This is a genomic window from Micromonospora sp. HM134 (assembly GCF_007833915.1).
Taxonomy (GTDB): domain Bacteria; phylum Actinomycetota; class Actinomycetes; order Mycobacteriales; family Micromonosporaceae; genus Micromonospora; species Micromonospora wenchangensis.
Genome location: NZ_CP041061.1, coordinates 6188884 through 6201725, shown reverse-complemented (window position 1 = coordinate 6201725; position 12842 = coordinate 6188884). Strand labels below are relative to the sequence as shown.

Below are 12842 nucleotides of genomic sequence, written 5' to 3'. Positions count from 1 at the left end.
AATCGCAGGCGAGGGAGAAGCAGATGGCGGGTCGACTCGCGGTCGTCGGGGCCGGGCTGATGGGTTCCGGCATCGCCCAGGTGGCGGCGCAGGCGGGCTGGCAGGTGACGCTGCGCGACATCGACGACGCGGCCACGAAGCGCGGTGTGGACGGCATCCGGAAGTCGCTGACGAAGTTCGCCGAGAAGGGCAGGATCGACCCGGCCGAGGTCGAGGCGACCCTGGGCCGGATCACCCCGACCACCGACCTGGAGGCGGCGGCCGACGCGGACATCGTGGTGGAGGCGGTCTTCGAGAAGATCGAGATCAAGCACGAGGTGTTCCGCGCGCTGGACAAGATCTGCAAGGCGGACGCGGTGCTCGCCACCAACACGTCGGCCATCCCGGTGACCCAGATCGCCACCGCCACCGAGCGCCCGGAGTCGGTCGTCGGCACCCACTTCTTCTCCCCGGTGCCGATGATGAAGCTGTGCGAGCTGGTGCGCGGCTACAAGACCGGCGACGCGACCCTGGCCACCGCCAGGGCGTTCGCCGAGGAGATCGGCAAGACCGTGGTGGTGGTCAACCGGGACATCGCCGGTTTCGTCACCACCCGGCTGATCTGCGCGCTGGCCATGGAGGCGGTCAAGCTGGTCGAGTCCGGGGTGATGTCGGCCGAGGACCTCGACACCGCCTGCAAGCTCGGCTTCGGCCACGCGATGGGCCCGCTGGCCACGGTCGACCTGACCGGCGTGGACGTCCTGCTGAACGCCACGAGGAACATCTACACCGACACGGCCGACGAGAAGTTCTTCCCGCCGGAGCTGCTCCAGCGGATGGCCACCGCCGGTGACCTGGGCCGCAAGACCGGCCAGGGGTTCTACTCGTACTGAGCTCGGCCCGCGACGTCGCCGATGCTGCGGTGTCCCCACCGGCGGACACCGCAGCATCGGCACAACTGCGTCGAGCACACCCGGCGGGTCAGCCGTCCCGCTTGGTGGTCCAGCGGAAGGTGGTCAGGCAGAGCACCAGGCCGATCAGGCACCACAGCGCGAGGACCAGGGCGACCCGGCCCAGCTCGAAGGAGCCGCCGGGTTCCTGCGCGCCGAAGCTCTCCGGCAGGAAGACCGCGCGCAGGCCCTGGCACATCCACTTGAGCGGGAAGAACGCCGCCACCTGCTGCATCCAGGTGGGCAGGTCGGTGAAGACGAAGAACACCCCGGAGATGAACTGGAGCACCAGGGAGACCGGGGTGACCACGGCGGAGCCGCTGCGCGCGGTGCGGGCCAGCGACGAGATGGCGATCCCGCACAGGGTGCAGGCGGTCACCCCGAGCACGGCGACCCAGCCGAAGGTGAACCACTTCCCGGCGGTGGCCGGCAGGTCGAGGTCGAACAGGGCCACGGCGACCGCCAGCAGCAGCGCGGTCTCGGCGACACCGATCACCACCACCATGATCACCTTGCCGGCGAACCAGACCCACTTCGGCATCGGGGTGCCCCGGTAGCGCTTGAGCACGCCCCGGTCCCGCTCGATCGGGATCCAGATGCCGAGGTTCTGGAAGCTCACCGTCATCAGCCCGGTCGCGATCATGCCGGTGATGAAGTACTGGGTGAACTTCACCCCGCCGCCGATCGTCCCGTCGAAGATCGACGCGAAGATCAGGATCATGATGATCGGGAAGCCCATCGTGAACACGACGGACTCCCGGCTGCGCAGGAACTGGGTGATCTCCAGCCGGCCCTGGCGCAGGGCGAGCGCGCCCGGCCCGACCCGCCGGCGGCCGGTGGTGGCGGACGGGGTCGCCGGCTTCGTGGTGGTGGTCATCAGTGTCCGATCATGCTCAGGTAGACGTCTTCCAGGGTCGGCCGGGTCACCGTCAGACCGGGCACCTCGCCGCCGAAGCGCGCGGCCAGCTCCGCCACCAGCGCCGTCGGCGTCGCGCTCTGCTCCGTGTGCGGCGTCCCGTCCGGGGTACGCCAGGAGACCGTCGCCAGGGCGTCCTGACGGTTGCCGAGCAGGTCCGGCGGGGCCACCTCGATCACCCGGCCGGCGGCGATCACCCCGACCCGGTCGGCGAGCGACTCGGCCTCGTCCAGGTAGTGGGTGGTGAGCACGATGGTGGTGCCGGCGGCGGCGAGGTCCCGGATCAGCTCCCAGAACTCGCGCCGCGCCTCCGGGTCGAAACCGGTGGTGGGCTCGTCGAGGAAGAGCAGCTCGGGGCGGCCGATGATGCCCAGCGCCACGTCGAGCCGGCGCTTCTGCCCGCCGGAGAGGGTGTGCGTACGGGCGTTGGCCTTGGCCCCCAGCCCGACCCGCTCGACGACCTTGTCCGGGTCGTCCGCCTCGGGATAGAACCCGGAGAAGTGCCGGACGACCTCGGCGACGGTCAGCTCGTCGAACTCGCCGGTGCCCTGGAGCACGATGCCGACCCGGGACCGCCAGTCGGCCGCCTGCCCCCGGGAGGTACGCGGTGCGCCCGCCCGTGGGCCGCGCGGGCGGGACCCGAGGACGAGACCGGGGTCGGTGCCGAGCACGCTCACCTGGCCGGCGTCGCGCTGCCGGTAGCCCTCCAGGATCTCCACCGTGGTCGTCTTGCCCGCGCCGTTCGGTCCGAGCAGGGCGAACACCTCGCCCCGGCGGACGTCGAGGTCCACCCCCGCCACCGCGACGTTGTCGCCGTACGCCTTGCGCAGTCCCCGTACGGAGATCGCGAGCTCGTCATCCATGCCGTCCAGTGTGCGACCAGGCCGTGAGGCGCGGCGGTCCGGGGTGTGCCGGTGTCGGCCGGGTCGCGTCGAGGCGGCCCGCTCGTCCCCGACGGGGTCCTGTGAGGTGCTGCACAGCCGGGGACGGCCGGCGGGGCCGGGGGCGTGTCGGCCCCGGCCCTGCGGTGGTCGGTCAGCGGCTCTGGTAGGTCATGCAGTCGGCCAGGTCGTTGTCGGGGCCGACGGTGATCGCCGGGGCGCGGCACTCCAGTTCGGCGTTGTGCCGGCAGTCGGCCCGGCTGCACGCGCCGACCTGGGCGATGAGCCGGTCGAGGCCGCCGCGCACCGGCAGCTCCACGAAGGTGTGGCAGTGCGCGTGGTCGGTGCTGCCGATGGTGATGGCGAACGCGTGGCAGTCGTTGGTGTGGTTGTAGGCGCAGGACGAGGCCGCGCACTCCTGAACCCGGGGCATTTCCATCGCTGCGGTCATGACAACCTCACTTTCGGTAGATATGCCACAAATGATAAGTGCCGGTCTGGTGGGCGCGGGCCGTTCCACCGCTGATCACCCCGTAGGAAGACCGCCACCACGGCGACCGCCCCCGGACGCCCCGTTCCCGCCCCGCCCACCCCTCCCACCCCACCCTTCCGCCCCGGCCCTTCCGCCCCGGTGATCAAGAGAATTGCGGCCTGGGAGAGCGCTCTCGACGACGCAAAACTCTTGATCACCGGGGCTGGCCGGGGTGGGCCGGGCGGGCCGAGGCGGGTCGGGCGGGGCCGGGGCGGGTCGGGTGGGGCGGCGGGCTCGCGCCCGGCCGGGTGGTCGGTCCGGCCTCGGTCGTCGGTGAGGGGGCCGCGCCTGGCCGTCCCGCGCGTCACGGGTACGGCCGGATGACCGGTTCAGCCCGGTCGGGGCGTCACCGGTGTCCGGGGTGGGGTCGACCGGGCGGAGCGTCCCGTGACCGGCGGCACCCCGATGGCGGAATCCCGGCCGGCCTGCAGTCGTTACACCCTCTGTACGACCGCAGCAGCACCCCGCCCGGCCAGCCCGGAGGCGGGCAGCGCCCCGGAATGATGCGGGGCCCCCGGTCGTTACATCTGGTTCCGGCGCGAGCGGCAGGGCCCGCCGGAGAGCTACCGACTTTCCCTCATGAGCGCCTCGTTCGTGGTGCTTACGCCCCCACCGCCGGCTCCGCCGGTGGCCGGTCCCCCGACCGGTCGGGTGGCGTCGACCCCCTCGAAGGAGCATCCCCCATGAAGACCACCATTCTGCGTAAGAGTGTTCTCGGTATCGCCGGTCTGGCCGTCGCCGGTGGTCTGGCCGCCGGTCCGCTGAACCACGGCACCGCCGAGTCGACCGCCACCGACCACACCGTGGCCGTGGTGCAGGCCGACAAGCCGGCCGTCGACAAGGCCAAGCTGATCCCGCACGGTGTGCAGGGCGAGCAGTCGCGCATCGACCTGAACGACGAGCAGACCGCCAACGTCAAGGCGATCATCGCCGCGACGAAGAAGGCCGGCATGGACGAGCGTGCCGCCGTGGTGTCGATCGCCACGAGCCTTCAGGAGTCGAAGCTGGAGAACCTGGGTCACCTGGGTGACCGTAACGACCACGACTCGCAGGGTCTGTTCCAGCAGCGTCCGTCGAGTGGTTGGGGCACGGTGGAGCAGATCACCGACCCCGAGTACGCCACGATGGCGTTCCTCAAGGGCCTCAAGCAGGTCGACGGCTGGCAGGACATGCCCCTGACCAAGGCCGCCCAGACGGTGCAGGTGTCGGCGTACCCCGACCACTACGCCCAGTGGGAGACCCAGGCCGCCGACCTCGTCGCCCAGCACTGGAACAGCTGACCCGTACGACATGATGGCCGGCACCCCGCCCGGGGTGCCGGCCATCGACGTGCCTGGCGGTGGGTCAGACCCGGTAGCCGGCGGCGCGGGCCGCCTCGCGGTCCCGGCGGCGCTCCCGGCGTCGGCGCAGGAACCAGACCACGAACGCCACCATGCCCAGCAGGAACGCCAGCACCAGCACCGGCAGGATGATCGCCACCAGCGACATCAGCACGCTCGTCGCGTCCTCGGCGGTGCTGGCCACCGGTGCGCCGAAACCCGCCGTGGTCGCGTTGACCACCGGTCGGGCCGCCGCCTTGAACAGGTGCACCCCGAGCGCGATGGCGACACCGGCCGCCACCGGCACCCACTGGTGGGACGAGAAGAACCCGCCCGGGTCGCTCACCGTCACCGTCTCCGAGCCCGACCCCGCACCGAACGCGAGCCCGCCGGCGGTGGGGCGGACCACCGTCTGCACGACGTCGTTGACGTGGTCGACCACGGGCACCTTGTCGGCGACGACCTCGACGGCGAGCAGCGCCGCGAGGATCGCCAGCACCCAGCCGTTGCCCAACCACTGCCAGCCGCTGGGCAGGTCGATCAGGCTGGTGTAGCGGGCCAGCAGACCCATGGTGAGCAGGGGAATGTAGGCGTTCAGGCCCGCCGAGGCGGCGAGCCCGGTACCGGTGAGGACTTCGAACACCATCTCAGCATCGCACCGGCGCGCCAGTGCCGCGCGACGGTGACCGGCCGGTCCTCGGCTACCCTCGTCGGGTGCGTCTGGTGATTGCGAAGTGCTCGGTGGACTACGTCGGACGGCTCTCGGCGCACCTGCCGCTGGCCACCCGCCTGCTCATGGTCAAGGCGGACGGGTCGGTGTCGATCCACGCCGACGACCGCGCGTACAAGCCGTTGAACTGGATGAGCCCGCCCTGCCGGCTGGAGGAGGCCCCCGGCGTGTGGCGGGTGGTCAACAAGGCCGGCGAGGAGCTGCGGATCACCCTGGAGGAGGTCTTCCAGGACACCTCGTACGAGCTGGGCGTCGACCCGGGGCTGCGCAAGGACGGCGTCGAGGCGCACCTGCAGGAGTTGCTGGCCGCCAACCCGGAGACGCTGGGGGAGGGCTTCACCCTGGTCCGGCGGGAGTACATGACCGCGATCGGTCCGGTCGACCTGCTCTGCCGGGACGCCAACGCCGGCGCGGTCGCCGTCGAGGTGAAACGGCGCGGCGAGATCGACGGCGTCGAGCAGCTCACCCGCTACCTCGAACTGATGAACCGGGATCCGCTGCTCGCCCCGGTGACCGGCGTCTTCGCCGCCCAGGAGATAAAGCCGCAGGCCCGGGTCCTCGCCACCGACCGGGGCATCCGCTGCGTGGTGGTCGACTACGACCGGCTGCGCGGCATCGTGCGTGACGAGCTGACCCTGTTCTGACCACCGGTCGGCGGGCCGCCCGCCGGTCGGGGTCAGCGCCTGCCGTACAGCGCCTTGGTGACCTTGACGATCCGGGCCACGTCGGTCGGGGTCCGCTCGAAGGTCATCGCGGGCAGCAGCGAACGGGCCCGTCGCCGGGTGACCGACTTGGCCCGGCCGAACTCGCGCAGCCCGTCCTCACCGTGGATGCGGCCGAAGCCCGAGTCGCCCACCCCGCCGAACGGCAGCGTGGACATCCCGGCGAAGGTGAGCGCCGAGTTGACCGACGCCATCCCCGAGCGCAGCCGGCGGGCGATCGCCACCGCGTCGCGCCGCCCGAACACCGAACCCCCCAGGCCGTACGGCAGGGCGTTGGCCCGGCGTACGGCCTCGTCGGCGTCGGCGACCCGGGTGATGGTCACGGTCGGGCCGAAGGTCTCCTCGCGGATCGCCGACGCGGACTCGGGGACGTCCACCAGCACGGTCGGGTGCACGTACGGCGGCTGCACGGCGGCGGGACCACCCAGCACGGCCCGCCCCCCGGCGGCGATGGCCTCGTCGATGTGCCGGCGGATCACGTCGAGCTGGCTCGGCATGGTGATCGGGCCGAGGTCGGCCCCGTCCGCGCCGACGGTCAGCCGTTCGGCGCGGGCGACCACCTTGCCGACGAACGCGTCGTGCACCGCCGCCACCGCGTAGACCCGTTCGATGCCGATGCAGGTCTGGCCGGCGTTGGTCAGCGCGCCCCAGACGCACGCCTCGGCGGCGGCGTCCAGGTCGGCGTCGGCGTCCACGATCATCGCGTCCTTGCCGCCGGCCTCCAGCAGCACCGGGGTCAGCGACTCGGCGCAGGCGGCCATCACCCGACGGGCGGTCGCCGTGGAACCGGTGAAGGCCACCTTGTCGACGCCCGAGCGGCACAGCGCCGCGCCGACGTCGCCGAGGCCGTGCACCGCCGTGAACGCCGGCTGCTCCGGCACGACCTCGGCGAACGCGTCGACCAGCCACTGCCCGACGACCGGGGTGTACTCGCTGGGCTTGAGGACGACCGCGTTGCCGGCGGCCAGCGCGTAGGCGGCGGAACCGACCGGGGTGAACACCGGGTAGTTCCACGGGCCGATCACCCCGACCACGCCGTGCGGCTGGTATTCGAGGTGACCGGAGAACTCGGCGAGGATCAGCCGGGAGCGGACCCGGCGGGGCCCCAGCACCCGGCGGGCGTTGCGGGCCGCCCAGTCGATGTGTTCGATGGCGGTGAGCACCTCGACGACGGCGTCCCCGACCGGCTTGCCGCCCTCGACGTGGATCAGCTCGGCCAGCTCCTCGACCCGCCGGGCGAGCAGGGCCCGCCAGTGCAGCAGCCGGGCCCGGCGGCCGGTGAAGCCGAGGCCGGCCCACCACTGCCCGGCCGTGCGGGCGCGGGCGACCGCGCGGTCCACCTCCTCGGCGGTGGCGACCGGCACGCTGCCGGCCTCGTCGCCGGTGGCCGGGCTCGTCGAGACCAGCCGACCGTCGGAGATGACCGGGGTACCCGGGACCTGCACAGCCGTCATGGCGGAAGTCTAGACCCGGAAGCTACCCGCTGGTAGTTGTGAACACCGCTCAGCTATCGCCCCGTCGCCGCCTGTTCGGTGGACACCGGTCGTCCGCCAGGGGTCGCGGAGATGGCCGGGCGGGTGGTGAGCTGGTCACGCGGAGCTGGCAGGCTGACCGCGGGGCGACGGTGGGTGGGGAGCTGACTGTCCATGCAGGATCATCCGGAACTGATGCCACTGCTGACGGTGGCCGCTGGCCCGATGCGCGGGGCGAGCTTCCGCGTCCGGCCCCAGCCACAGGTGATCGGTCGCGCGCCGGCCGCCGACATCGCGGTCGCCGACGCGCACCTGAGCCGGCGGCACGCCGAGGTGCGGCTGACCGCCGACGGGGTGGTCCTGGTCGACCTGGGATCGACAAACGGCACCTGGCTCAACGACCGGCGGATCACCGACGCCGAGCCCCTCACCGACGGCGACGTGATCCGGCTCGGCCGTACCGAACTGCGCTACTTCGACCCCGGACTGGCCACCACCGACCCGGTCGGCCTGCGCTTCGCCGGGGGGTCCGTCGGCCGCCGGGACCACCGGCCCACGCTGCCGCTGCCGTCGCGCCTCCCCGGCCCCACCGACGCCCTGCCGGCCACCCCGGTCCCCACGCCCAGCGCCGTCGACGCCTGACCGGAATCGGGACCGACCTCCCCCGCGCCGGTCCCGGCGGATAACCTTAGCGTTCGTTCATGCCGGCGACGGCGGAATCAACCAGGGGAGGCCGGTCGTGGCGCGGGAGTTCACCAGGGTGGGCGTGGTGGGTCTGGGCACCATGGGTGCCGGCATCGTCGAGGTGTTCGCCCGCAACGGTGTCGACGTCGTCGCGGTGGAGATCTCCCCGGACGCCCTGGCCCGGGGCCGGGCCACCCTCACCCGGTCGACCGACCGGGCCGTGGCGCGGGGCAAGCTGGCCGAGGCCGACCGGGACGCCCTGCACGCCCGGGTCGACTTCCAGGTCGGGCTGGACGCGCTGCACGCGGTGGACCTGGTGGTCGAGGCGGTCCCCGAGCGCCTCGACCTCAAGCGGCGGATCTTCGCCGAGCTGGACCGGATCTGCCCGCCCGCCACCATCCTCGCCACCAACACCTCCTCGCTGAGCGTCACCGACATCGCCGTCGCCACCGGCCGCCCCCAGCAGGTCGTCGGCCTGCACTTCTTCAACCCGGCACCGGTGATGAAACTGGTCGAGGTCGTCCGCACCGTGGTCACCGCCACCGACGTGGTCGACGACGTCGAGGCGCTCTGCGCCCGGCTCGGCAAGGTCGGCGTGACTATCGGCGACCGGGCCGGGTTCATCGCCAACGCCCTGCTGTTCGGCTACCTCAACCAGGCGGTGGGCCTGTTCGAGGCCCGCTACGTCACCCGCGAGGACCTCGACGCGGCGATGACGCTGGGCTGCGGCCTGCCGATGGGCCCGCTCGCCCTGCTGGACCTGATCGGCCTCGACACCGCGTACGAGATCCTGAACACCATGTACCGGCACGGCGGGCGCAACCGCCGGCACGCCCCGGCGCCGCTGATCCGGCAGATGGTCACGGCGGGACTGCTCGGCCGCAAGACCGGACGCGGCTTCTACACCTACGAGAAGCCGGGCTCGGCGAAGGTCGTACCCGACGGGTCGACCCCGACCGCCGCCGACGACGCGCCGGGCACCACGGCCGTGACCAGGGTCGGTGTCGTCGGCTCGGGGACGACGGCGGCCGATCTCGCCGCGGTGTTCGCCGCCGCCGGCTACCAGGTGGTCGCCGTCGGCGCGGACGGGCCCGCCGGGACCACCGGGGCGGTCCGGGCCACGCTCGCCGAGGACGTCCCGCGCGACCGCCCCGACCCGGCCGGCCGGGACGCCGCGCTGGCCCGGATCACCTGGGCGGACGCGCTGGAACCGCTTGCCGACGTCGACCTGGTGGTCGAGGCGACGGCGGGGGAGCTGGACGCCACGCAGGCGCTGTTCGCCCGCCTCGACGAGGTCTGCAAGCCGGGCGTGGTGCTCGCCACCACCACCTCCGCCCTGCCGGTGATCGAGCTGGCGATGGCCACCCGCCGACCCGCCGACGTGCTCGGCCTGCACTTCTGCGCTCCGGTGCCGGCGCGCCCGCTGGTCGAGGTGGTGACCACCGTCCGGACCTCGACGGAGGCCACCGCCACCGCCCGCGCGGTCTGCGCCGCCCTCGGCCGGACCACGCTGGTCTGCGGCGACCGGGCCGGCTTCGTGGTCGACGCGCTGCTCTTCCCGTACCTCAACGACGCGGTGGCGATGCTGGAGGCCGGATACGCCACCGTCGACGACATCGACCACGCGATGACGCTCGGCTGCGGCTACCCGACGGGCCCGTTCGCGCTGCTCGACGCGGTCGGCCTCGACGTGGCGCTGGCCGTGCAGCGGGCGTTGTACCGGGAGTCGCGCGAACCGGGGCTGGCCCCCGCGCCGCTGCTGCACCACCTGGTCACCGCCGGTCACCTGGGTCGCGCCGCCGGCCGGGGCTTCCGCGACCACGCCCGGGACTGACCCGACCCCGGGGCGACCGACCTCACCCCGCCGGGGATGCGGACCTGACCGTAACCTTGGCGAGGTGAGCCCCCGTCGCAACCGTCCCCGCCGCGAGGACACCGGCCAGCTCGACGCCGAGCGGGCCCGGCACGGCGTGGAGTCGGTGCAGCAGTGGCGCGACGGCGAGTGGCAGGTACGCGGGATCAGCGGCGGGGCGTCCGTCAAGACGTACCGCTGCCCCGGATGCGACCAGGAGATCCGACCCGGGGTGGCGCACCTGGTGGCCTGGCCGGCCGACGGCGCGGGGGACCTCACCGACCGGCGGCACTGGCACAACGGCTGCTGGCGGGCCCGGGACCGGCGGGGACCGAACCTGCTGCGCGGCCGGGGCGCTCCCCGCTACGGATGACCCGGTTTCCGGCCGGGTGGGCGACCTGGATCACCCCGGTTCCGCCCCGGTCGAGCGACGGCGGCGGGTTCGGGTCAGACTGGGGCGGTGAGCACACCGATCCGCGCGTCGTCGATCCTGCCCGGCCACCGGGAGGACATCGAGCTGCACACCGCCGACGGCCTGCGGCTCGTCGGCGAGCTGGCCCGCCCGGTCGACCGGACGCCGGCGGGCACCCTGGTCTGCCTGCACCCGCTGCCCACCCACGGCGGGATGATGGACAGCCACCTCTTCCGCAAGGCGGCCTGGCGGCTGCCCGCCCTGGCCGACCTGGCGGTGCTCCGGTTCAACACCCGGGGCACCAGCAGCGTGCGGGGCACCAGCGAGGGAGCCTTCGACAACGCGGTGGGCGAACGGTTCGACGTCGCCGCCGCCATCGAGTACGCCGAGTTCCACGAGCTGCCGAACATCTGGCTGGTGGGCTGGTCGTTCGGCACCGACCTGACCCTGAAGTACGGCTGCGACCCGGCGGTGGCCGGGGCGATCCTGCTCTCCCCGCCGTTGCGTTTCTCGCAACCCGGTGACCTGGCCGTCTGGGCGGAGTCGGGTCGGCCGCTGACCGCGCTGGTGCCCGAGTTCGACGACTACCTGCGCCCCGACGAGGCCCGGCAGCGCTTCGCGGCGGTGCCGCAGGCCGAGGTCGTCGGCGTGCCCGGGGCCAAGCACCTGTGGGTGGGTGACGCCGAGCGGGTGCTCGACGAGATCGTCCGGCGGGTGAACCCGGCGGTGCCGCTGCCGCTGCCGACGAGCTGGGACGGCCCGATGGAGACCGGCGACGTCAGCGCGTACGCCGACCGGACGGTGGCCGCCTTCGCCGACACCCCCGTACCGGGTCCGGCCGCCGGCTGAGCCTCGCCCTCGGCCCTCAGCGCCGGTCCTGGCGGGGGAGCACCACCTCGCGCAGGATCAGCTGGAGGGCGGCCACCACCGGGATGGCGATCAGCGCGCCGACCACCCCCATCAGCGCCACCCCGAGCAGGGCGGCGAGCAGCGCGGCCACCTCGTTGACCTCCACCGACCGCCGCATGATCTTCGGGTAGATGAGGTAGTTCTCCACCTGCTGGTAGAGCACGAAGAAGACCACGCAGGCGATACCGACCGGCAGCGCGGTGGCGAAGCCGACCAGGCTGACGACCACCGCGCCGAGGGTGGCCCCGATCTGCGGGATCAGGTCGGTCACCGCCACCACCACGGCCAGCGCGAACGGGTAGGGCAGCCCGACGACCAGGGCGAAGACGAAGCTGGTCGCGCCGGCCAGCACCGCGATGCTCAACGCCCCCACCATGTACGCGCCGACCTTGGTGAGGATCTCGTCCCCGATCAGGCTGACCCGCTGCCGGCGCGACCTGGGCACCAACGCGTACCCGAGATCGCGCAGCCGGTCGAAGTAGGCCAGGAAGTAGATCGTCAGCACCAGCACGGTGAGCACCCGGAAGATCGTTCCGAAGATCAACTGGGCGCCGCCGAGGACCCCGCCGAGCGCCCGGCCCACGGTGTCCGCGTTCGCCAGCGCCTGCACCCGCTGCATCACGTCGTAGCGGACCACCAGGTCGTTGACGGTGCGGTTGCGGCGCAGCTCCTCGACGTAACTGGGAAGCTGGTCGATGAACTGCCCGGTCTGGGTCACCACCGGCGGTACCAGCGCCACCAGCCCGGCGACGATCAGCAGCACCAGGGTCAGCGCCACCACCGTCACCGCCAGCCCGTGCGGCAGCCCCCAGCGGCGCAGCCGGACCACCGCCGGGTTGAGCCCCACCGCCAGGAAGAGCGCGATCACCACCAGGACCAGGATGCCGCCGGCATTGCGGATCCCCAGGAACACCGTGTACGCCAGCAGCACGCCGAGTGCCCCGGTGAAGCCGACCAGGAAGCTGCTGCGGCGCAGTGGCCGCCCGGGTCGACCGAACCGCCCCGACCCGCTGCCGACCGCCCCGGCGGCGTCGTCTCCCGGCACGTCCTGTGCCGGTGCGTTCTGCCTCAGGGCGTGTTGTGCTGCGTCCTTCCCCGGCGCGTGCTGCGCTGCGGCCTGTGCTGGCGTGTCCTGCTCCAGGGCGTCCTGCGCGGGTACGCCCGGGGCCCTGGTGTGGGAGGTGTCGGTGCCCCGGCCGGTCGGCGCGGCGGGCTCTCCGCGCGTGGCGTGCTCGCCGTCCGTGGTGGGCGGCGGCTCGGAGCGGGCCGTCACCGGTTCCGCCCCGGCCCGGGCCGTCGGTACGCCCGCAGGGGCGCTGTCCCGGGTCGCATCGTCGCGTGCCGGGCCGTGCTGTGCCACCGGACCTCCCCAGTTCCGCCCCGGCGCGGCACACCCGGAGTGGATCAACTAACCCACCCGGCGACCACCTACCGTACGGGCTCCTGCCCGCAGGGTAGTGGTGCGGGTGTCCCACCGGCCACCG

General features: G+C 73.0%; 13 protein-coding genes. 7 read left to right on the top strand and 6 right to left on the bottom strand.

Features of this window, described 5'->3' with window-relative positions; all coding sequences use genetic code 11:
- Positions 1 to 23 precede the first annotated feature (23 nt).
- Positions 24 to 872 carry a 3-hydroxyacyl-CoA dehydrogenase family protein gene (locus tag FJK98_RS26850; RefSeq protein WP_145921451.1) on the top strand — a complete coding sequence of 283 codons (849 nt, stop codon included), beginning with the start codon at positions 24 to 26 and terminating at the stop codon, positions 870 to 872.
- An 88-nt stretch (positions 873 to 960) separates the two neighbouring features.
- Here the strand turns inward: FJK98_RS26850 and FJK98_RS26845 are convergent, their stop codons facing one another.
- The 3 genes from FJK98_RS26845 to FJK98_RS26835 all read right to left on the bottom strand — a co-directional run bounded on the left by FJK98_RS26845 (position 961) and on the right by FJK98_RS26835 (position 3177).
- Positions 961 to 1806 (bottom strand): ABC transporter permease, encoded by an 846-nt coding sequence (locus FJK98_RS26845; RefSeq protein ID WP_145921450.1) that lies wholly within the window; start codon positions 1804 to 1806, stop codon positions 961 to 963.
- Positions 1806 to 2708: an ABC transporter ATP-binding protein gene (locus FJK98_RS26840; protein ID WP_145921449.1), complete on the bottom strand. Its 903-nt coding sequence runs from the start codon at positions 2706 to 2708 to the stop codon at positions 1806 to 1808. Before FJK98_RS26840 ends, FJK98_RS26845 begins: the two co-directional genes overlap by 1 nt.
- A gap of 172 nt (positions 2709 to 2880) precedes the next feature.
- Positions 2881 to 3177 carry a DUF1540 domain-containing protein gene (locus FJK98_RS26835; RefSeq protein ID WP_067312880.1) on the bottom strand — a complete coding sequence of 99 codons (297 nt, stop codon included), beginning with the start codon at positions 3175 to 3177 and terminating at the stop codon, positions 2881 to 2883.
- A 764-nt stretch (positions 3178 to 3941) separates the two neighbouring features.
- Here FJK98_RS26835 and FJK98_RS26830 point away from each other — a divergent pair.
- Positions 3942 to 4538 carry a hypothetical protein gene (locus FJK98_RS26830; protein WP_145921448.1) on the top strand — a complete coding sequence of 199 codons (597 nt, stop codon included), beginning with the start codon at positions 3942 to 3944 and terminating at the stop codon, positions 4536 to 4538.
- A 64-nt stretch (positions 4539 to 4602) separates the two neighbouring features.
- Here FJK98_RS26830 and FJK98_RS26825 read toward each other — a convergent pair whose 3' ends face one another.
- Positions 4603 to 5220, bottom strand: a complete 618-nt coding sequence (locus FJK98_RS26825) for a DUF4126 domain-containing protein (protein ID WP_145923013.1) — start codon at positions 5218 to 5220, stop codon at positions 4603 to 4605.
- Between the two features lie 71 nt (positions 5221 to 5291).
- On the opposite strand from FJK98_RS26825, the gene nucS reads away from it, so the two are divergent.
- Entirely contained in the window at positions 5292 to 5951 is a 660-nt protein-coding gene (gene nucS, locus FJK98_RS26820) for an endonuclease NucS (RefSeq protein WP_145921447.1), read from the top strand.
- A 32-nt stretch (positions 5952 to 5983) separates the two neighbouring features.
- Here nucS and FJK98_RS26815 read toward each other — a convergent pair whose 3' ends face one another.
- Positions 5984 to 7483: an aldehyde dehydrogenase family protein gene (locus FJK98_RS26815; protein WP_145921446.1), complete on the bottom strand. Its 1500-nt coding sequence runs from the start codon at positions 7481 to 7483 to the stop codon at positions 5984 to 5986.
- A gap of 192 nt (positions 7484 to 7675) precedes the next feature.
- Between FJK98_RS26815 and FJK98_RS26810 the strand changes: the two genes are divergently transcribed.
- From FJK98_RS26810 to FJK98_RS26795, 4 genes are all read left to right on the top strand, one after another.
- Complete coding sequence (locus FJK98_RS26810) at positions 7676 to 8143, top strand: FHA domain-containing protein (protein ID WP_145921445.1); 468 nt, start codon at positions 7676 to 7678, stop codon at positions 8141 to 8143.
- Between the two features lie 97 nt (positions 8144 to 8240).
- Positions 8241 to 10019, top strand: coding sequence for a 3-hydroxyacyl-CoA dehydrogenase family protein (locus tag FJK98_RS26805; protein ID WP_145921444.1), 1779 nt, complete (start codon positions 8241 to 8243; stop codon positions 10017 to 10019).
- Between the two features lie 64 nt (positions 10020 to 10083).
- Complete coding sequence (locus tag FJK98_RS26800; RefSeq protein WP_088642767.1) at positions 10084 to 10410, top strand: hypothetical protein; 327 nt, start codon at positions 10084 to 10086, stop codon at positions 10408 to 10410.
- Positions 10411 to 10497: 87 nt separating this feature from the next.
- Positions 10498 to 11298 carry an alpha/beta hydrolase gene (locus tag FJK98_RS26795; RefSeq protein WP_145921443.1) on the top strand — a complete coding sequence of 267 codons (801 nt, stop codon included), beginning with the start codon at positions 10498 to 10500 and terminating at the stop codon, positions 11296 to 11298.
- A 16-nt stretch (positions 11299 to 11314) separates the two neighbouring features.
- Here FJK98_RS26795 and FJK98_RS26790 read toward each other — a convergent pair whose 3' ends face one another.
- Positions 11315 to 12403, bottom strand: coding sequence for an AI-2E family transporter (locus FJK98_RS26790; RefSeq protein WP_145923012.1), 1089 nt, complete (start codon positions 12401 to 12403; stop codon positions 11315 to 11317).
- Between the last annotated feature and the right edge of the window lie 439 nt (positions 12404 to 12842).